General features: G+C 67.1%; 16 protein-coding genes and 1 pseudogene. 7 read left to right on the top strand and 10 right to left on the bottom strand.

Annotation, left to right across the window (positions count from 1 at the left end; translation table 11 throughout):
• Positions 1-5: 5 nt before the first annotated feature.
• Both hmgA and hppD read right to left on the bottom strand, forming a co-directional pair.
• Positions 6-1,307 carry a homogentisate 1,2-dioxygenase gene (hmgA, locus tag HH110_RS01130; protein ID WP_176987949.1) on the bottom strand — a complete coding sequence of 434 codons (1,302 nt, stop codon included), beginning with the start codon at positions 1,305-1,307 and terminating at the stop codon, positions 6-8.
• 106 nt (positions 1,308-1,413) lie between these two features.
• Entirely contained in the window at positions 1,414-2,529 is a 1,116-nt protein-coding gene (hppD, locus tag HH110_RS01125) for a 4-hydroxyphenylpyruvate dioxygenase (RefSeq protein ID WP_176987948.1), read from the bottom strand.
• Positions 2,530-2,656: 127 nt separating this feature from the next.
• Between hppD and HH110_RS01120 the strand changes: the two genes are divergently transcribed.
• The gene (locus HH110_RS01120) at positions 2,657-3,148 is read left to right on the top strand and encodes a MarR family winged helix-turn-helix transcriptional regulator (RefSeq protein ID WP_176987947.1); all 492 of its coding nucleotides are present in this window, start codon (positions 2,657-2,659) and stop codon (positions 3,146-3,148) included.
• Between the two features lie 82 nt (positions 3,149-3,230).
• Here HH110_RS01120 and HH110_RS01115 read toward each other — a convergent pair whose 3' ends face one another.
• The 5 genes from HH110_RS01115 to HH110_RS01095 all read right to left on the bottom strand — a co-directional run bounded on the left by HH110_RS01115 (position 3,231) and on the right by HH110_RS01095 (position 8,445).
• Positions 3,231-4,373, bottom strand: a complete 1,143-nt coding sequence (locus HH110_RS01115) for a hypothetical protein (protein ID WP_176987946.1) — start codon at positions 4,371-4,373, stop codon at positions 3,231-3,233.
• A 120-nt stretch (positions 4,374-4,493) separates the two neighbouring features.
• On the bottom strand, positions 4,494-5,102 hold the full coding sequence (locus HH110_RS01110) for a thioredoxin family protein (protein WP_176987945.1): 609 nt from the start codon (positions 5,100-5,102) through the stop codon (positions 4,494-4,496).
• Between the two features lie 8 nt (positions 5,103-5,110).
• On the bottom strand, positions 5,111-6,613 hold the full coding sequence (locus HH110_RS01105) for a peptide MFS transporter (protein ID WP_176987944.1): 1,503 nt from the start codon (positions 6,611-6,613) through the stop codon (positions 5,111-5,113).
• A gap of 243 nt (positions 6,614-6,856) precedes the next feature.
• Positions 6,857-7,735 (bottom strand): tryptophan 2,3-dioxygenase, encoded by an 879-nt coding sequence (locus HH110_RS01100; protein WP_176987943.1) that lies wholly within the window; start codon positions 7,733-7,735, stop codon positions 6,857-6,859.
• Between the two features lie 71 nt (positions 7,736-7,806).
• On the bottom strand, positions 7,807-8,445 hold the full coding sequence (locus HH110_RS01095) for an NAD-dependent dehydratase (protein ID WP_176987942.1): 639 nt from the start codon (positions 8,443-8,445) through the stop codon (positions 7,807-7,809).
• A 133-nt stretch (positions 8,446-8,578) separates the two neighbouring features.
• Here HH110_RS01095 and HH110_RS01090 point away from each other — a divergent pair, with 133 nt between their 5' ends.
• Genes HH110_RS01090 through HH110_RS01080 form a run of 3 tightly spaced genes read left to right on the top strand, consistent with a single transcriptional unit; the run spans position 8,579 to position 11,384 of the window.
• A complete protein-coding gene (locus tag HH110_RS01090; protein WP_176987941.1) occupies positions 8,579-10,144 on the top strand; it encodes a GGDEF domain-containing protein in 1,566 nt (521 codons plus the stop codon).
• Between the two features lie 57 nt (positions 10,145-10,201).
• Positions 10,202-10,738 (top strand): RNA polymerase sigma factor, encoded by a 537-nt coding sequence (locus tag HH110_RS01085; protein ID WP_176988461.1) that lies wholly within the window; start codon positions 10,202-10,204, stop codon positions 10,736-10,738.
• Positions 10,725-11,384, top strand: coding sequence for a hypothetical protein (locus tag HH110_RS01080; RefSeq protein ID WP_176987940.1), 660 nt, complete (start codon positions 10,725-10,727; stop codon positions 11,382-11,384). Before HH110_RS01085 ends, HH110_RS01080 begins: the two co-directional genes overlap by 14 nt.
• 12 nt (positions 11,385-11,396) lie before the next feature.
• Here HH110_RS01080 and HH110_RS01075 read toward each other — a convergent pair whose 3' ends face one another.
• Positions 11,397-12,308, bottom strand: a complete 912-nt coding sequence (locus tag HH110_RS01075; RefSeq protein ID WP_176987939.1) for a DUF808 domain-containing protein — start codon at positions 12,306-12,308, stop codon at positions 11,397-11,399.
• A 165-nt stretch (positions 12,309-12,473) separates the two neighbouring features.
• Here HH110_RS01075 and HH110_RS01070 point away from each other — a divergent pair.
• Positions 12,474-14,129, top strand: a pseudogene (locus HH110_RS01070) (ABC1 kinase family protein); the annotation flags it as partial.
• Positions 14,130-14,414: 285 nt separating this feature from the next.
• Positions 14,415-16,517 (top strand): phosphoglycerol transferase I, encoded by a 2,103-nt coding sequence (locus HH110_RS01065; protein WP_176987938.1) that lies wholly within the window; start codon positions 14,415-14,417, stop codon positions 16,515-16,517.
• 193 nt (positions 16,518-16,710) lie between these two features.
• Here HH110_RS01065 and HH110_RS01060 read toward each other — a convergent pair whose 3' ends face one another.
• Together HH110_RS01060 and HH110_RS01055 are read right to left on the bottom strand one after the other, a co-directional pair.
• Entirely contained in the window at positions 16,711-19,125 is a 2,415-nt protein-coding gene (locus HH110_RS01060) for a DUF3772 domain-containing protein (protein WP_241696357.1), read from the bottom strand.
• 117 nt (positions 19,126-19,242) lie between these two features.
• A complete protein-coding gene (locus HH110_RS01055) occupies positions 19,243-19,491 on the bottom strand; it encodes a hypothetical protein (RefSeq protein WP_176987936.1) in 249 nt (82 codons plus the stop codon).
• A 182-nt stretch (positions 19,492-19,673) separates the two neighbouring features.
• On the opposite strand from HH110_RS01055, the gene HH110_RS01050 reads away from it, so the two are divergent.
• Positions 19,674-20,168 (top strand): lipocalin family protein, encoded by a 495-nt coding sequence (locus HH110_RS01050; protein ID WP_176987935.1) that lies wholly within the window; start codon positions 19,674-19,676, stop codon positions 20,166-20,168.
• Positions 20,169-20,173: the final 5 nt, after the last annotated feature.

The raw sequence follows: 20,173 nt of genomic DNA, 5'->3' as shown, positions 1-20,173 counted from the left end.
CCGCTCTACCCAGCAAAATTCGCCTTCAACCCCTGCCAGCACTGCTGATACCCGCGCTGGCGGTGCGCCGCCTCCATCGCCTGGGCGGTCGGACGGATCACGCCGCGGGTTTCGAACATGAAGGCCATCGTGTCCTTGATCACGTCCGGCCGGCTCAGGTCGGCCGCGGAGGCCTTCTCGAAGGTCGCCGCGTCCGGGCCGTGGCCGCTCATGCAGTTGTGCAGCGAGGCACCACCCGGCACGAAGCCTTCCGCCTTCGCATCGTAGGCACCATGGATCAGGCCCATGAACTCGCTGGCGATGTTGCGGTGGAACCACGGCGGGCGGAACGTGTCCTGCGCGACCAGCCAGCGCGGCGGGAAGATCGCGAAGTCCATGTTGCTGGTGCCCGGCGTGTCGCTGGGCGAATGCAGCACGAGGAAGATCGAGGGATCGGGATGGTCGTGGCTGATCGAGCCGATCGTGTTGAAGCGGCGCAGGTCGTAGCGGTACGGCGCATAGTTGCCGTGCCAGGCGACCACGTCCAGCGGCGAATGATCGATGTCCGCGCGCCACAGCTGGCCCTCGAACTTGGCGACCAGTTCGAACGCGCCGTCGAGGTTCTCGAACGCCGCATGCGGGGTCTCGAAATCGCGCGGATTGGCCAGGCCGTTGGAGCCGATCGGGCCCAGGTCCGGCAGCTTCAGCAGCGCGCCGAAGTTCTCGCAGACATAGCCGCGCGCCTCGCCATCAGGCAGTTCGACACGGAAGCGCACGCCACGCGGGATCACCGCGATCTGCTGCGGCTCGATCTCGATCACGCCCAGCTCGGTGAGCAGGCGGAGGCGGCCGAGCTGCGGCACGATCAGCAGCTCGCCATCGGCGTTGTAGAAATAGCGGCCCTGCATGTCGCGGTTGGCGGCATACAGGTGGATGCCGACACCGCCGTGGGCGTCCGGCGAGCCATTGCCCCCCATGGTGTACAGCCCTTCGATGAAATCGGTGGGCGTGCTGGGCAGCGGCAACGGATCCCAGCGCAGCTGGTTGGGCGAGACCGCGCCATGCGCGAAGTCGCCGTGCAGATGCGGCTGGGTAAAGGGGGTGAATTCACCGTGGGTCACCGCCGGGCGGATGCGGTACACCCAACTGCGGCGATTGCTGCCGCGCGGCGCGGTGAACGCCGTACCGGACAGCTGTTCGGCATACAGGCCATGGGCGACACGCTGCGGGGAGTTCCGCCCTACCGGCAGTGCGCCGGGCACCGCCTCGGTGGCGAACTCGTTACCGAAACCGGTCTGGTAACCGCGCGATGACATCGGGTTGTTCATGGTCCTGCTCCGCCGGAGGCGTGGATGGCAAGGGAATACAGCCGGTGGCACCCGCGCGGGCGCGGATGCCACCGTTGGAGCGTAACGCGGGTGGCGGCCGAGTGCCTTACAGCACGCCGCGCTTCATCTGGTCGCGCTCGATGCTCTCGAACAGCGCGGTGAAGTTGCCTTCGCCGAAGCCTTCGTTGCCCTTGCGCTGGATGATCTCGAAGAAGATCGGCCCGATGCAGTTGGTGGTGAAGATCTGCAGCAGCTTGCGCTGGTGGGTCTCCGGGTCGGCGTCGATCAGGATCTTGTTCTTCGCCAGTCGGGCCACGTCTTCACCGTGGTTGGGCACACGCATGTCGATCACATCGAAATACGTGTCCGGGGTGTCGAGGAATTCCACGCCCTGGGCGCGCATCGCTTCCACGGTCTCGTAGATGTTCTCGGTGAAGCAGGCGATGTGCTGGATGCCCTCGCCCTTGTAGGCGTCGAGGTATTCGTTGATCTGGCTCTTCGGATCGGAGGATTCGTTGAGCGGGATGCGCACGATGCCGTCCGGGGCGGTCATCGCCTTGGACACCAGGCCGGTCTTGAGGCCCTTGATGTCGAAGTAGCGGATCTCGCGGAAGTTGAACAGGCGCTCGTAGTAGTCCGACCACTGCTGCATGTTGCCGAAGTACAGGTTGTGGGTCAGATGGTCGATGAAGGTCAGCCCGAAGCCCTTCGGCCGCGGGTCGACGCCCTCGATCGGCGCGTAGTCGGTATCGAACATGCTGCCGTTGGCGCCGTAGCGATCGACCAGGTACAGCATGCAGTCGCCGATGCCCTTGATGATCGGGGCGGCGACGGCGCGGGTCTCCGGCTTGAAATCGATCGCTTCGGCACCGTTGCCCAGCGCCATCTGGTAGACCTCGTCGCCCGGCTTCTTGAAGCGGATCGCGAAACCGCAGGCGCAGGGGCCGTGCTTCTCGGCGAAGTCCGAGGCGAACGAATCCGGCTCTTCATTGACCAGGAAATTCACGTCGCCCTGGCGATAGACCGTGATCGCGCGCTGCTTGTGGCGCAGCACCGCGGTGAAGCCCATCTTGCGGAAATACGCGTGCAGTTCCGCGCCACGGCCGGCCGGGGCGGCGAACTCGACGAACTCGAAACCATCGATGCCCATCGGGTTTTCGAAGGTGGTGACCTGCATGCCCGGATCGGGTGCGTAGGACGCGGTGCTCGTTTGGCTGGTCATGCTGTGGCTCCAAAGCAGTCCGCATCGGAAAAAACCAGGTGCGGTAGGAAGGCAGACCCGCGAGAATGCGGAGTCCGGAACGTAGGTTATAGTTTCACATGAAACCACCATCAAGGTGCACCGCAGCATGAGCCCGCCCGATCCCAGCAGTCACAGCATCCGCGCCTCGCACGCCCTGCTCGATCTGGAGCAGTTCCTGCCGTACCGGCTGAGCGTTCTGTCCAACCGGGTCAGCGGCAATATCGCCAAGCTGTACGGGGACCGTTATGGCCTGGCGATCCCCGAGTGGCGGGTGATCACGGTCCTGGCGCTCTATCCGGGCTCGTCGGCCAGCGAGGTGTCCGATCGCACCGCGATGGACAAGGTCGCGGTCAGCCGCGCCGTGGCCAGACTGCTCGAACGGGGCTTCATCAAGCGTGAAACCCATGGCGACGACCGCCGCCGTTCGGTGCTGGCGCTGTCGGCCGCCGGATTCGAGGTGTACGAGACCATCGCCCCGCTGGTGATCGACATCACCCGCAAGCTGATGTCCGTGCTCAGCGAAGAGGAAGAGCAGATGCTGGAAACGCTGATCCTGCGCCTGGCCGGCGAAGGCCTGCAACGGATGGACGAGGCCTGATCGCAAGGCGTACCCACCCACGGTGGGTACCTGCGCGATGCCGGTAGGCAACGACCGTTGGTCGTTGCGCCTCCGTTGCGCCTCAGCTCAGGTGCTTGCGCCGTGCATGTACCCACGGCGCCGCCAGGGCACCGATCGCGCCGCCGGCAAAACCCAGCGAGGCGGCCACGGCGGCGGCTTCGATCGCGCCCGGCAGGGCCAGCGCGGCGACCACCAGCAACAGCGACGGCAGGCCGATGAAGGTGGCCATGAAGTAGCGCCAGCGCGGTGCCCAGGTGCCGACCTGGAGCAGGCTGACCGGCATCCAGGCTTCGCCCGATGCGTCCTGGGCGACCTTGGCGGCCACCTTGCCCAGGTCCGCTTCGACCGGCCCCTTGCCGCCCCGCGCGGCGGCCAGCAGTGCGGCCACCTCCTCCACTGCCGGGAAACTGGTCGGCCAGGTCTGCGGGGCGTTCACCCCGTACGCGGTCAGCAGCGGCACGCTGATCCACGGTGCCGGCAGCGGGCGCACCTTGCGCCGGTCCAGCACGCACCAGGTCTGGGTTACCCCGTGCGCGGTGACGCTGTACAGCGCCAGCTGCGCCGCCGCCGGATACGGCAGCAGGTGCACGCGCGCGGCCATGCTGTCGTACCCCATCGCGCGCAGGAAGCCCGGGCGGGTGCGCCCTTCGTGCGCCCAGGCCAGGCCGAGCGCGCCGACCAGGTACACCTCGGCAGGATCCTTCGTGCCGGCAGTGGCGCGATCATCGCTGGCCAGGAAGAACGCCAGCGATCTGGGCTCCTCCACGTCGTGCTGGTCCCAGCGCCCGGCATCGCCGAGCACGTGCTTGAGCGGCAGGCGTGCCGGGGCGGTTTCGTCCTTGCTGGCGTTCTGCAGGAACGGCACCACGCTCAGCACGAAACCCTGCAGGTCCACGCCGCGGATGCCGCTGCCCTGCCACTCGGCCGGGATCAGGCCGGGCAGGTTGCCCTGGCGTGCCAGTGCATCCAGCTGCGCCTTCTGCTCCACCAGCTTCTGCACCGCGGCCTTGAGCAGCACGTTGTCGGGCACGGAGACCATCGGCAGGCGGTAGCGGATCGCGCCCGGTGCCGGCGTCCCGGCCTCGCCATCGAGCGCATCCGGCGCGGTCTGGTCGTCGAGCAGGACATCGACCGGCGGCAGGCTCACGCCGGCCGGCGCATCAAGGGAAATATCGGTGGTGCTGTCGCTGGTGCCCGGCTGCATGCGTCCAATTCCGTCGGTTGCCCGCCACGAACAGCGCGGCATGAGGTCCTTGGGGGTAGCGGCAGCAGGGCGCGGAAATTGAGGGCAAAAAAAAGGCCGCGAAATCCGCGGCCTCTTCGATCACGACGCCTTCGGGGGCGCCCATTGCTTCATGAAGGCGAAGAAGCGGCCACGGTCGTAGCCCTTCTTCTGCCCCTTGTCGGCCTCCAGCTCGCCGGTGAACTGCGAGTGCAGCAGTTTGCCGTCGGCATCGAGCACGAACAGGTGCGGGTAGCCTTTCACGGCCGGGAACTGCGACAGGAAGGCCGCGTTCTCGTTCTCTTCGCTGTAGTTGACCTTCATCCAGACGTAGTTCGCATCGCGGAAGCTGCGGATCTCCGCATCCCCTTCGATGAATCCGTCCATCAGATGGCACCACGGGCACCACTCACCGCCCACGTCCACGATGATGCGCTTGCCGCCGCGCTGGGCTTCGACCTTGGCCGTAGCCAGGTCGGCGACCGGGTCGCGCGCCGGATCGAACTGGGCGTTGAGCGCCGCGATCGCGGCGATGTCCGCCGCGGCCGGGGTGTTGCCCGAGGCCACCGGTTCGCCGGGATCGGCGACCGGGGCTTTCTGCTCGGAGGTATCCAGCGGCTGCGCAGGTGCAGTGCTGGGCGCCGACGACGGCGAACAGGCGGCCAGCAGGCCGGCCGCGATCATCGACATCCCGACGGCTTTCATGCGCATCGCAGTCCTCACTTGACGCCGTGCATCAGCTTGTTGATCAGCGGGGCGACCAGGAACAGCACCGCGCCGGAAATGATCAACGCCCAGAAGCCGAAGGTGTAGCCCTTCAGCGCCGATTCCACGGTCATGCCGCCTTCGCCGCTGACCACGCCGGCAAAGATGCCGGACATGTTGTTGCCGATGCCGGTGGACAGGAACCAGCCGCCCATGCCGAAGCCGACCAGGCGCACCGGGGCCAGCTTGGTCACCATCGACAGGCCGATCGGCGACAGGCACAGCTCACCGACGGACTGGATGACGTAGACCATGAACAGCGTCCAGAACGGAATCTTGCCGTCCACGACCATGCTCGACAGGGCCACCATCAGCAGCGCGAACGCCGCACCGTTGAACAGCAGGCCCAGGCCGAACTTGCGCGGGATCGACGGGTTGGCGCGGCCCAGCTTGATCCAGATCCAGGCAATGATCGGCGCCAGGGTGATGATCGCCACCGAGTTGACCGACTGGAACCAGGCGGTCGGGAATTCCCAGCCGCCCAGGTTGCGGTTGACGATGTTGTCGGCCAGGAAGGTGAACGAGCTGCCGGCCTGTTCGAAGAACATCCAGAACATCACGTTGAAGGTGAAGATGATCAGCATCGCGATCACGCGGTCGCGCTGGACCTTGCCTTCGCGGATGCCTTCGACCAGGAGCAGGATCGCCAGCGCGATGAACATCACGCCCAGGATCCAGGCCAGCGCGGTGGCGCCGGTGGAGAGCAGGAAGAACGCGACCGGGATCGCCACGATCGCACCAATGAACACCATCACGATGCGGCCATAGCCTTCGGCACCGGCCGGCGGGGCGCCGATGCCCTTCAGGCCGGCGCGGCCGACGTAGAACCAGGCCAGGCTGATCAGCATGCCGATGCCCGACGCGATGAAGACCATCTTGTAGGACGGCATCGCCTGGGTACCGAACACACGCTCGGCCAGGTACTGGGTCAGCACCGGGGCGATCATCGCGCCGATGTTGATGCCCATGTAGAAGATGGTGAAGCCCGAATCGCGGCGCTCATCCTTCAGGCCGTACAGCTTGCCGACCATGGTCGAGATGTTCGGCTTGAACAGGCCGTTGCCGATGATGATCGTGGCCAGGCCGAACTCGAATATTTCCTTGTTGGGCATGGCGACCATGAACAGGCCCGCAGCCATGATCACCGCACCGGTCAGGATCGAGCGTTGGTAGCCCAGTACCCGGTCGGCCACGTAGCCACCGAAGATGGCGGCGGCGTAGACCAGCGCCAGATAGGCACCGTAGGTCCGGCTGGCGGCGGCCTGGCCGGCCGAATCACCGTCGAAGAACTGCGCGACGATGTACAGCACCAGGGCCCAACGGATGCCGTAGAACGCAAAGCGTTCCCAGAATTCGGTCATGAACAGCATCCACAACGGGCGCGGATGGCCCAGCGTAGTCTTGAACTCCGGCAGCGCCGGATCGGGAACGGATTTCGCGGCGGCGTCTACGCTCATGCGGGATTCCTGGGTTCGGTGGAAGACATGCACGTCCGATGTGCGAAAGCAGCGCGGGAGAATCCCAGACCAACCACGTTCACGTCAAATACACGCTGATGTGTACCGCTGGCGGCACGGTCGCTGAACTTGCATCTGCAACTGCCGGTCCTGGACCGGCAGCGCAGCAACGACGGGGCCTGCCGCACCGTACGGCGGATGGGGCCGCTAAATATGAATAGGCTTATTGCCGTCGATGCCGGATCAGGCGTCCGGCGGCATCGGATCGTCGTTGCGGATCGTGGTGCGCACCTGGAACAGCTCCGGGAAGAAGGTCAGCTCCAGCGCCTGGCGCAGGAAGCCGACCCCGCTGGAGCCGCCGGTACCGCGCTTGAAGCCGATGATCCGCATCACCGTGCGCATGTGGCGGAAGCGCCAGAGCTGGAACGCGGTCTCCAGATCGACCAGGTCCTCGCACAGCGAATACTCGCGCCAGAAACGGTCGGTGTTCTGGTAGATCCGCTCGAACACCGGGTGCAGCGCATCGTCGGCCACGTGGGGCTGCTGCCAGTCGCGGCCCTGGTAGCCGGCCGGGACCGGATGGCCGAAGCGGGCCAGGTAGCGCAGGAACTCCTCGTACAGGCTGGGGGCATCGAGCACCTCCTGCAGCTGGGCCTGGCCGGCCGGGTCATGCGAGAACACCTGCAGCATCTGCGCGTTCTTGTTGCCCAGCAGGAATTCGATGTAGCGGTACTGCAGCGACTGGAAGCCCGAGGACGGACCCAGCACGTCGCGGAAGCCCATGTACTCCGAGGGCGTCAACGTCTCCAGCACCGACCACTGTTCGGTCAGCTGGCGCAGCACCTGCTTGCTGCGCGCCAGTACCTTGCGGCACTGCCACACCTCGTCGCGCTGCAGGAAGCCGATCGCCGCGCGCAGTTCGTGCGCCAGCAGCTTCAGCCACAGCTCCGAGGTCTGGTGCTGGATGATGAACAGCATCTCGTCGTGGTGCGGCGGGTTGGACAGCGGCTGCTGGGCCGACAGCAGCTGGTCCAGGCGCAGATAGCCGCCGTAGGTCAGCCGCCCCTCCAGATTGGTATGGATACCAGCTTCGAGATCGCGTTGGTTCTTGTCGACGGACATGGCAGGGACCGCTTGAGGGGCAGAAAGGGTAGCGCAGTGGCCGGGTGGCCGCGCATCCGCCCGTCAGCGGCTCAGCGCTCCGCCAGATCGGCCGAGCCCACGATCCTGACGCCGGGCGTCGGCACCAGCACCGCCTCGACCAGCGCGGCGGCAATGGTCTCGGCCGGGTTGATCCGCCACGCGCGCGGCAGCACCGGACCCAGCATGCCCAGCACCACACTGGCCAGATGCTCGCCGGTACGCCGCTCGGCACGCTCGCCTCCGATCAACCCGGGGCGGACCAGGGTCAGCGACGGATAGCCCAGGTCCCGCAGGTCGTGTTCCAGCCGCCCTTTGACCTGGTTGTAGAAGATCCGCGAGCCCGCGTCTGCGCCCATCGCCGAGTTCAACGCGAAGGCATGCGCGCCTTGGGCACGCGCCCGCCGCGCCACGGCCAGCGGGAAATCATGGTCGACCCGTGCGAACGCCTCCTTGCTGCCGGCCTGCTTGATCGTGGTACCGAGCGCGCAGATCACGGCATCCACCGCCCACCAGTCGGCCTCGGCCGGCAGCTGCGCGAAGTCCACCACGGGATTGAGCAGCGCCGCGTCGGTGACGCCCACCGGCCGCCGGGTCGGGGCCACCACCGCATCGCAGCGCGGGTCGTCCAGCAGTTGCCGCAGCACATGACCGCCGACCAGTCCGGTCGCTCCCACCAGCATCACCTTCATCGCACGCTCCTGCCATTGCCGTGCTTACCATCCTGCCATGCAGGGCCGGTTCAAGCCCGACCCGACTGCGCCGATACTGTTCCCACCTCTCCACCGCTCCGGCCCTTGGCCGTGCCCTGCAAGGATCTGCCGCATGACGGACCCGCACGATGCTCCCCCCAGCTCCGGCACCGCCGTCGGGCGGCTGCTGTCGCGGCGGCAGAGCGCGGACACGGCGCTGGACGCCGCCAGCGAGCCGGCGCCCGGGCCGAAGGGCGGCAGCAGCGCGATGCTGCAGCGCCTGTTCGCCGGCATCGATGCGCCCGAGCCGCTGCTGGCCGCCTTCGCCAACGGCATGTCCACCCTCCCCGGCGAGCTGGGCGACATGGGCCTGCGCCTGCAGTCGGCGCAGCGCAGCGCCGACTGGGTCAGCTACGGCCGCGCGATGCGCCAGCTGATCGACAAGTACATCCGCACCATCGAACAGGAAACGCCGGACGGCCAGCCGGACAGCCTGCGCCTGCGCGAGCTGCTGCGTCACACCGTCGGGGTGACCGTGGCCAGCCTGCTGCAGAACATGCCCGAGCTGCGCGAGGAGCCGGTGCAGCTGGCCGGTGAACTGCGCCACTGGCATCCGGGCCAGCCGCTGCAGCCGATCGAACAGCGGCTGCGCGAGCTCTCGCACCAGATCGGCGTGCGCAGCGATGGCTGGCAGGAACAGCAGGAGCTGCTGCTGAGCCTGTTCGATCTGCTGCTGGACAACATCAGCGAGCTGCTCGATGACAGCAGCTGGCTGCACGGCCAGGTGCACGCGGTGCGCTCGCTGATCGGTGGCCCGCTCGATCGCGACTCGGTGGAACAGGCACGCGCCAACCTGCGCGAAGTGATCTACAAGCAGGGCCTGCTCAAGCAGGGCATCGTCGAATCCAAGGCGGCGATGAAGAACGTCATGGGCGGCTTCATCGAGCGCCTGGACGGCATGGCGGTCAGCACCGGCGAGTACCACGACCGGATCAGCAGTTACGCGCTGGCCCTGAAGGAGGCGCGCAGCATCGCCGATCTCAACCAGCTGCTGCAGGACGTCCTGCAGGATACCGGCCGGGTCCAGGACCAGGCCCTGCAGGCGCGCGACCACCTCGGCAACGCGCGCCGCGAAGTGGAGCAGGCCGAACAGCGCATCGCCGAGCTGGAGCACGAGCTGCGCGAGGTGTCCGGGTTGATCCGCAGCGACCCGCTGACCGGTGCGCTCAACCGGCGCGGGCTGGACGAACTGCTCGAGCGCGAACGCGCGCGCGCCGCGCGCCACGGCCATCCGCTGGCGCTGGCCCTGCTCGACCTGGACGATTTCCACCAGACCAACACGCTGCACGGCCATGCCGGCGGCGATGCGGTGCTGCGCCACCTGGTCGAGGTCTGCCAGCTGCACCTGCGCAGCAGCGATGCGATCGCGCGCCTGGGCGGAGATGAGTTCGTCCTGCTGCTGCCGGAAACGCCGGCGGCGGACAGCATGTCCACCCTGCTGCGCCTGCAGCGCTCGCTGGCGCAGCGGCCGCTGCCGCTGGACGGACAGCGGGTGCCGGTGCATTTCAGCGCCGGCCTGGCGCAATGGCTGCCGGGCGAAGCGGCGGACGCGCTGCTGCGGCGCGCCGACGCGGCGCTGTATGCGGCCAAGCGGGTCGGCAAGAACCGCGTGCAGGCGGCCGAACCCCCGGCGGGCTGATCCCGTGGCTGTGATATTCCGCGCACCGGCGCGAATCACCCGGGTATGGACATGACACTGCCCGCACGCGACACCGACCTGCGCCCGCGCTTTGCCGCGCTGCTGGAGCAGCACCGCGGCATCGTGCTGAACGTGGCACGCGGCTACTGCCATCATCCCGAGGATCGGCTCGATCTGGTCCAGGAGATCAGCGTGCAGGCGTGGGCGGCGTTCGAAGGGTTCGACCCGGCGCGGGCACGCTTTTCGACCTGGCTGTACCGGGTGGCACTCAACGTGGCGATCTCGCAATGGCGGCGGCAGCAGCACAGGCAGCAGCACCACGCGCCCCTGGATGACGATCTGCCCGCGACCGACGAGGCGCTTCCGCCCGAACAGCGCCACACCCTGCATCAGCTGGAGGTCGCCATCCATGCACTGCCGCCGCTGGACCGTGCGCTGATGCTGCTGCACTTGGACGACCACGACCACCGCCAGATCGCCGAGGTGCTGGGCATCAGCGTCGCCAACGTCTCCACCCGCCTGCACCGCCTGCGCCAGCAACTGCGCACGCGCCTGAATCCCACGGACCGAGGAGCCCGCCATGCAACCGGATGAACTCAAGCAGCTGTGGAACAGCGTCGGGAACCCCACTGATGCGCAGGAGGCGTTCGCGCTGGCGGCGTGGCGCAGCCACCAGCAACGCAGCGTCCAGCGCCAGCTGGGCCTCTTCAGCCTGTGGCAGGGACTGCAGCTGGTGTTCTGGCTGGGGTTGGCGGTGTACTGCGGCAGCCAGTGGTGGCAGCAACCGCCGCTGGCAGTGATGCTCAGCGCGCTGGCGCTGCATGCCTATTGCATCGCGGCGATCATCGCCAGCATCACCCGCCTGCAGCGTCGCCGGCAGCTGCAGCCGACGCAGACGGTGCTGGAGCAATCGCAGCAGCTGGCCGCGCTGCGCCGGCACACGGCGGTGACCGAACTGCTGCTCGGCCTGCCGTGGTGCTGGCTGTGGCTGGCGGTGCCGGTGCTGGTGGCCTGGCAGGCGTGGGGGGTGGACCTGGGCGCGTTCGCCGCCCTGTGGCTGCTGGTCTCGCTGGGTGCCGGGACGCTGGCCATGCTGGCCGCGCTGGTCCTGGCCCGCCGTTGGGTCCAGCGCGCACCGGCATCCCCGTGGCTGCAACGCGCGATCGACGCGCTGTCCGGCCGCCGGCTGGCCCGTGCCCGCGCCGAGCTGGACGCCCTGCGCGGGTGGGAAACGGCCTGACCCGGCCGCGCCTCAGTGCGCGGGCTTGGCCCCGCGCAGCTTCTGGAACGCGGTGACTGCCCCCAGCACCACCGCACCGATCACCACGCCGACGATCACGTTGCCCAGCGCATTGATCAGCCAGCCCCAACTGCCGTCGCCGCCCATCGCCAGGATCGCGTGGTGCAGCGGCGCGATGCTGTGCACCAGGATGCCGCCACCGACCAGGAACATCGCCGCGGTACCGGCGACCGAGAGGAACTTCATCAGCCACGGTGCGGCCACCAGCAGGCCCCGGCCGATCGCGGCCAGCGCCGCGCCCTTGTTCGACAGGTACAGGCCCAGGTCGTCGAGTTTGACGATGCCGGCGACCAGGCCGTAGACGAACACCGTCATCGCCAGCGCGATCACCACCAAGGCGGTGACCTGGTTGAGGAACGGTGCGCTCGAGACCACGCCCAGCGACAGCACGATGATCTCGGCCGAGAGGATGAAGTCGGTGCGGATCGCGCCCTTCACCTTGTCCTTCTCCCACGCGACCATGTCCACCTTCTCATCGGCCAGCGCCTTGACCCGCTCGGCCCTGCGCTGCTCATCCTCATCGCGCGAGTGCAGGAAGCGGTGCGCCAGCTTCTCCACGCCCTCGTAGCAGAGGAACGCGCCACCGATCATCATCAGCGGGGTGATCGCCCACGGCAGCCACGCGCTGATCGCCAGCGCGGCCGGCACCAGGATCGCCTTGTTGACCAGCGAGCCCTTCGCCACCGCCCACACCACCGGCAGCTCCCGGTTGGCGCTGACCCCGGTCACCTGCTGTGCGTTCAGCGCCAGATCGTCGCCGAGCACGCCGGCGGTTTTCTTGGCCGCGACCTTGGTCAGCACCGCCACGTCGTCCAGCAGGGACGCAATATCATCGAGCAACGCGAACAGACTGGCACCGGCCATGGTGGATCCAAAGAGGAAGCAGGAGCGCCGATTCTGACCGATCCGCCCCCTGTCGCGGTAGCGGGCACGGATTCACCGGCCCACCACTGCCGCCCCGCCACACTGCCGGTGATCGTCGCCCCGGAGTCCTGCTTGAATACCACGCCCGTCGTCCCCGGTTCGCCGTCGCTGGTCAAGGGCATGAACCGCCGCAGCCAGATCCTGCGCCTGCTGTTGCGCTACCGTAATTCCGGGGTGTTTTCCGGCATGAACCTGGACTCGCGCGCGGTCCACGATGTGCCGCCGGAGGGCAACCCGGAGCAGTTCGTCACCGATCTGGAATCGCTGGGGCCGACCTTCGTCAAACTGGGCCAGATGCTCTCCACCCGTCCCGACATGGTGCCGGTGGAGTTCGCCACGGCGCTGGAAAGGATGCAGGAGAACGTCGCGCCGATCCCGGTCGAGCGGGTCGCGGCCATCATCGAACAGGAGCTGGGGGCCTCGGTGTCCAAGCTGTTCGCCAGTTTCGATCCGGTGCCGCTGGGCTGCGCCTCGATCGCCCAGGTGCACCGCGCCGAACTCCACGATGGACGCCAGGTGGCGGTCAAAGTGCAGAAGCCGGAGGTCGCCGCGCAGCTGCGCTCGGACCTGGAGGTGCTGCGCAGCTTCGCGCTGGCCGCCGACCACCTCACCCAGGTCGGCCGTCGCGTACGCCTGCGCGACTGGCTCAATGAATTCGCCAAGACCCTGATGCAGGAGCTGGACTACCAGGCCGAAGCGGAGAACCTGCAGCGCTTCGGCCAGCACCTCAAGCCGTTCAAGCCGCTGTGGGTACCGCAGCCGATCTGGGATTACTGCAGCCATCGCGTGCTGACCATGGAACTGGCCCAGGGCGTGCGCGTGGACATGATCCCCGACGTGCGCCGCACCGAGCAGCCGATGGCGCCGCTTGCCGCCGCGCTGATCCGCGGGTATGTCGACCAGATCTTCGTGCATGGCGAGATCCACGCCGATCCGCATCCGGGCAACCTGCGTGTCACACCGGCGGGTCGCCTGGCGATCTTCGACCTGGGCATGGTCGCGCACATGCCGCCGCGTCTGCGCGAACGCCTGCTGAAACTGTTGTTCGCTGCGGTGGATGGACGTGGCGAAGAAGTGGCCGATGAGATCATCGGCATCAGCACGCGGCTCGAGTTCTTCGATGAAGAACGTTACCTGCGCGAGACCGGGCAGATCATCGCGCGCTATGCCGCCAACAGCAGCTTCTCCGAAGGCCGCGTGGTGCTGGACCTGGTGCGCATCGCCACCGCCAGCGGCCTGCGGACGCCGCCGGAGCTGAGCCTGCTCGGCAAGGCGCTGCTGAATCTGGAGACCGTCTGCCGCCTGCTGTCGCCGGACCTGGACACCCGCCGCATCGTGGAAAAACAGCTGCAGCACGTGATGCGGGCGCGACTGAAGAAATCCCTGTCCGCTGCCAATCTCGCCAGCGAGGCCATGGAGATGCAGCAGCTGCTGCGCGATGGACCGCGCAAGATGACCGACATCCTCGCGCTGCTCGCCGAGAACCGCCTGCAGATGAAAGTGACCGGGCTGGAAGAATCCCGCCTGATGGAGAACCTGCAGAAGATCGCCAACCGCGTCTCTGCCGGCATCGTCACCGCGGCGCTGATTCTTGCGGCCGCGATGATGATGAAGGTCGATACCGGCTGGCATCTGTTCGGCTATCCCGCCATCGCATTCACGCTGATGCTGATCGGCGTGTTCCTTGGGCTGGGCATCATCCTCAGTGCGTTGATCTTCGATCGTCGTGCGCGCTCGAAGGAAGAACGCGGGCACCGTTGACGCGTTCGCGCGCCTGCGACACGCATTCAGACACAAGCGCTAGACGCCTGAAAAACGCGCGATGCAATGCAGCATCGCGCGCACTTCTTCACGCATGTTTTACGTCGCATATCGCAGTGCGATGCGTGATGGGAAATGTCGTTTTCAACAAACATTTCAGTCAGGTTCGTGCAGGCATGATCCAGTCATCGGCCTGTCATGCATATGTGGTTGGGACAGCCGGTCGGATGGGAATTGCGTCGTCATGGCGTCCATCACCACCTGTCTCCACTGCCAAAAGTGCTTATGCTCTGGATCCTGCTGCTGTCGCTGTTGCTGCTCACCCTGCTGTTCCTCGCATCTGACAAATGGGTGTGGTGGAAGGCAAGCCTGATGTCATTGCTGCTGCTGACGCTCAGTGCATGGTGGTTGATCAACAAGTTGTCCGGTGACGGACTCAACGCGGCCACGCTGTATCACCTCGGCGCGGACATGGAAGGCGCAGGCGTCGCCGACTTCAAGCACTACATTGCCGGCTTCATCGCACTGGCTCTGGTCTCGCTCACCCCTTTGCTGCTGGCGCGCCTGCGTCGTCGGCACCGCCCAGCGCATGGCAAGGCGGTGTTTGCCGGCTTCATGGCGATGTGGTTCGTCGCCATCGTGGTGAGCCCGCTCTACAGCGATGGCCAGCGCCTGTACCAGCAGATGCGCCCGGTCGACTACAGCATGGTCAAGGCCGAGTACCGCGTGCCGACGCAGCCGCTGACCAAACCGCGCAACATCGTGTGGATCTACGGCGAAAGCCTGGAGCGCACCTATCTCAATGAAGACACGTTCCCGGACCTGATGCCCAACATCAACCGGCTGGCCGCGCAGTCGCTGGACGTGCGCGGGCTGGTCTCGGCCGAAGGCGGTGGCTGGACCATCGCCGGCCTGGTCTCCTCGATGTGCGGCGTGCCGCTGACCACCGCCAAGGAAGATGAGAACAGCATGGGCCGCATGGGCAGCTTCCTGCCCGAAGCGGTCTGCCTGGGCGATTACCTCAAGCAGCAGGGCTACACCAATCATTACCTGGGCGGCGCCAACGGCCAGTTCGCCGGCAAGGGCCAGTTCCTGGCCACGCACGGCTTCGATACCGTCGATGACCTGGCCTGGTTCAAGAAGCAGAAGGTCACCCGCGCGCATTTCTCGCCGTGGGGCGTGCATGACGATGTGCTGCTGGACAAGGCCTACGACCGCTTCGTGCAGCTCTCGCGCAAGGGCGAGCCGTTCATGCTGACCACGCTGACGATGGACACCCATCACCCCGCCGGCCACCTGCCGGTGGCCTGCAAAGGCACCCGCTACAAGAGCGAGCACGGCAACATCGGCATGCTCAATGCGCTGAAGTGCACCGACGGGCTGATCGCCAAGCTGGTCGACCGCATCCAGGCCAGCCCGTATGGCGAGGACACGCTGATCGTGATCGCCTCCGATCACCTAGCCATGCCGAACGATCTCAGCCACATCCTGGCCAAGCAGGACCGCGAGAACCTGCTGCTGTTCCTGGGCAAGGACATCGCACCTCGCCAGCTGGCCGCGCCGGCCGGCTCGACGCTGGACTCGGGCGCCACCCTGCTGAGCCTGATCGACCCGGCCATCGATTCGATCGGCTTCGGCCGCTCGCTGCTGCACCCGGAACGTTCGGACAGTGCCAGTGCCGCGGTATTCCGCGACAACGGCAAGGACTACCCGCGTTACCTGGCGTTCTCGCGCTCGCTGTGGCTGGGCGACAAGACCCGCCAGCTGCGCATCGATGACGACAACCAGGTGGTGATCGGCCTGCAGCATGTACAGCCGCCGGTGCTGCTGGAGTACGACAAGCATTGGGACCTGAAATCGGTCTACCTGGAGAACACCTCCAAGCAGTTCGATCTCGCCGATCCGTCCAATACGCTGGCCTACGTCGACCGCTGCACCGCCTTCGAGGATGGCTCGGCCGATGGCGACTGGTGCGCGATGCTGGTCAACCAGGACAAGGGCATCAAGCTGTTCCGCGATGACCAGCTGCGCGGTGGCGTGGCCGTGGATGGCCCGCTGGATCCGTTCAACGGCCCGCGCCCGAGCATCCGCCAGGCCCACATGATCACGCAGAAGGGCCGCCGCACCCGCGCCGGCCAGTACATGGTGCAGCTGGTGACCAAGCAGTCGCCGGACCGTGGCTTCTGGATCGAGGCGGTGTCGTCGCAGCGCAAGGTGGTGGTCGCCCAGCAGTGGGTGCAGCCGGACGCCGAAGGCCGTATCAACCTCAGCTTCGGCCTGGACCACGAGGTCGATGACCTGGAAGTGCGGGCGTGGTTGAACCATGCCGAGAAGCTCGCCGTGGATACCTTCGCGCTGGTGCCGTCGCGCCGCGGCAACCGCGGCTGATCCGGCACCTCCCCGGCCAACATCGGGGGGCTGTCGGCGGTCGATATCGGTAGTGCCGGCCGCTGGCCGGCTCTCGATTCTCTCTGCATCGTGCAGCTGCCGGCCAGCGGCCGGCACTACCTGCATCGCGGCGGTACCGACCGACACCTGGATCGCGACGATACCGACCAACGGTCGGTACCTACCGGCCTGCTTACGCGTCGGGGTCGGGCTTCGCTGCCGGGTCACGCACCAGATGGATATCCGTCGGCGAGGACAGCGCGATCCCGGCAGCGGCGAACGTCTGCAGCATCGTGAAGTACAGCTCGCTGCGCGCTCCGTATACCGCCCGCGGGCCGGAGACGTAGGCGAAGCTGTTGATCGCGATCTGCCCGTTGGCGATCGAGTCGATGAACACGGACGGCGCCGGATCGCCGAGCACGCCCGGGTGCTCGGTGTACGCATCCAGCAGAATCTGGCGCAACGCGGCCACATCGGTGTTCAGCGGCACCGAGAACTGGATCTGGATCCGGCCCTGCGCGTTGCCCATCGTCATGTTGCGGATGGTCTTGGTGATCAGCTCGGAGTTCGGCACGATCAACGTGGATTTGTCGCCGACCTGGATCTCGGTCGAGCGCACGCTGATCCGCTTGATGTCGCCTTCCTGATCACCCAGCTTGACCCAGTCGCCGATCTTGACCGGCCGCTCGGCGAGCAGGATCAAGCCGGACACGAAGTTCTGGGTGATCGCCTGCAGGCCGAAACCGATACCCACCGACAGCGCGCTGACCACCAGCGCCAGCTTCTCGAAGCCGATCCCCAGCGCGGTCAGACCCCACAGCACCGCGGCGATGATGCCGAGGTAGCGGGTCACCGTGCTGATCGAGTTGCGCGCGCCGGCGTCCAGTTCGGTCTTGGGCAGGTAGGTATCGCTGAGCCAGCGCTGGAACGCCTGCGTCACCGCCCACACCACCAGGAACACCAGCACGGCGTACATCACGGTGCTCGGTGTGACCGTCGCTTCGCCGACCTTGAATCCCCCCGTGAGCGAATCCAGCCCGCCGAGGAACGCGTTGAGGTTGCCGAACGGTGCGGCCAGCGCCAGCAGGCCGAGCACGATCACGCCCACGCGCAGCACCGCCGAGAGCAGTACGCCGGCCTGCTCCACCCGCGACTCGCTGAGCCCGGTAGTCAACACGATGGTCTGCCCGGCACGGCTGCTGGGCGCGAGCACCCAGGTGGCCAGGTCGTCGGCGAACTTGAGCAGCAGCGAGACGGCCATCAGCACCACCGCGCCCCAGATCAGCTGCTGGGCGACGAACAGGGCGAAGTTGAGGTAGCCCAGCAGCGTGGCGATCACCGCCGCTGCCACGGCGATATGGCCGGCCAGGCGCGCCAGCACGATCCAGCCGCTGCGGCGCGGCGCGCCCCGCACCTTGCCATCGCCACCGGCCCGGGGATCGGCCCGCGCTTCGGCTTCGGCGGCTTCGGCAGCCTGGCGGTTGTGCATGCGCGCCAGCGATACGAGGATCGCGATGATCAGCGCCATATAGGTCACCGCCATCAACCCGTCCGCGGCCACCGTGGTCACCGCGCTGGTGCGCGCCGCACGGTCGAGGGCGACCAGCATGATGCTCAGCCAGGTCAGGCCAGCCGCGCCCCAGGCGTATTTGCGCAGGCGCCAGGCCGCGCTGTCGTCGAGCGACAGCAGGCGCCACGACGGCCGCTTGGGCACCAGCAGGCAGGCGCTGAGCGCGGCGATGAAGGCAGCCACGAAGGTAGCGACTTCGAACGTCTCGGCCACCGACTGCAGGCGCGGCGGGATCGCCCCGATCGCATCCAGCGACTCGACCAGGGCTACCGCGGCGAGGCCGGGCAGTAGCGTGCCGACCAGCAGCAGCCACACCGCCAGGCCGGAACGGCGCAGACGTCCATCGGGCGCCCGCTCGGAGGCGGCGAAGCGCCGGCCCAGCGCGCGCAGCCACAGCCGCAGCGGGAAGAACATCATCAGGGCCACCGCCAGCCCGATCAGCGGCGCGGTCCAGCCATGCTTGGCGATGGCTTTGCGCGCGGCGTCCTCACCCATGCGGTACAGGATGGCCAAGCGCTGCACGTCGTCCGGCACATCCTTGGCGAAGCTGCGCCACAGCGACGGCGACAACGGCGAGGCGACTTTGCGCGTGAGCTGTTCGCTGAACTGGGTGACCCGCATCTTCTCGATGCGCTCGCCGAGCTGCTTGGCATCCACCGAGAGCAGCTTGGCACGGGCGATCTGCGCGTTGATGTCGGCCTTCTGCTGGTTCAGCGCCTTGCGCTGCCGGCTGACTTCCGGCGGCTCGACGGTGCCTTCGGCCACCTCGCCGAGCTGGGACAGGCGCGCATCGACCTGCTTCAGCTGCGGGTCCAGCGCCGTCTGCAGGCCATCCGCATCGCGCTGGACGGACAGGGCGCGGTCGGACAGCGTCTTGAGCGTCTCGGTGGTAGCCGCATCCTCCAGGTCATCATTGATGGACCGGAAGGTCTTCTCGGCCTCGGCCAGCTGCTTGGCCGGGTCCGGATCCGCGTCACCGGCCTGGGCCAGCGCGATCGGCGCGGCCCCCAGCCAGGCGAACAACAGCAGCCACGACAACGACCGCACCACAAACGAAGAATGACGAAGCGACACGCCAGCACCAACGGTTCGCGCGGACCACCGCGCCTGCCCGCGACTATAAACCGGGCCCCGTTCAGAACAGGTATGCGGCCCTCAGTACTTCAGGCGGAGTTCTTCGACCTGCGGCTGCAGGCGGGCATACCAGTCCTGGAACTCCTCCTCGGTGATCTCCTCGGGCGCGTACACCGCGATCTCGTCCCAGGCGTGATCGGTCGGCAGCGGCTGCCGTGGGCCGGCCCGCAGCGTATAGCTCACGCCCTCATGGTCGATCACATCGTCGGCCGTTTCCCGCTGCTGGCGGGCAACGCCGGTTTCGCTCTTGAGCAGAATCACCTGGTACATCCGCATCTCCATCGCTGTTGAAAGAAGCGCCCGCGGCGCTCCGGCCCAGCATAGCGCCGCCATCGGAAGCGGAACATGACACGGCCACAACGGACTGTCTCGACGCCGCAATCGCCCGGGCTTCACCCGGCCGTGGCAGCGGCCCCGGCATCGTGGGATCGCACTCCCACCAGCCGTCCCCCATGACCACACATCCCGACCTGAAAACCGTTCCCGACCTCAAGCTGCCGCGTTACCTGGGCACCTGGTATGAGATCGCCCGCCTGCCGATGAAGCACGAGCCGGAAGGTTGTACGGATGTCTCCGCGCATTACAGCCTGAAGGACAACGGCCATGTGGCCGTGCTCAACCGCTGCCGCATGGGCAACGAGATCGAAGAAGCCGACGGCGAAGCCTGCCCGGTGGACAACGACCCGGCCCGGCTGGAGGTCAGCTTCCTGCCCAAGGGGCTGCGCTGGCTGCCCTTCACCAAGGGCGACTACTGGGTGATCCAGATCGCACCGGATTACAGCGTCTCGCTGGTCGGCAGCCCGGACCGCAAGTTCCTCTGGCTGCTTTCGCGCACCCCCACGCTCGACCGCACCACGCAGGAACACTACCTGGCCCAGGCGCGCCTGCAGGGCTTCGACCTGAGCGCGCTGATCCAGACCCCGCATACCGGCCACCCCACCGCCTGAGGCTT

It is taken from the genome of Stenotrophomonas sp. SAM-B (assembly GCF_013387485.1).
GTDB classification, from domain to species: Bacteria; Pseudomonadota; Gammaproteobacteria; order Xanthomonadales; family Xanthomonadaceae; genus Stenotrophomonas; species Stenotrophomonas maltophilia_AA.
Note: the sequence above shows the minus strand (reverse complement) of the source record. Positions and strands in the feature narration are given on the sequence as shown.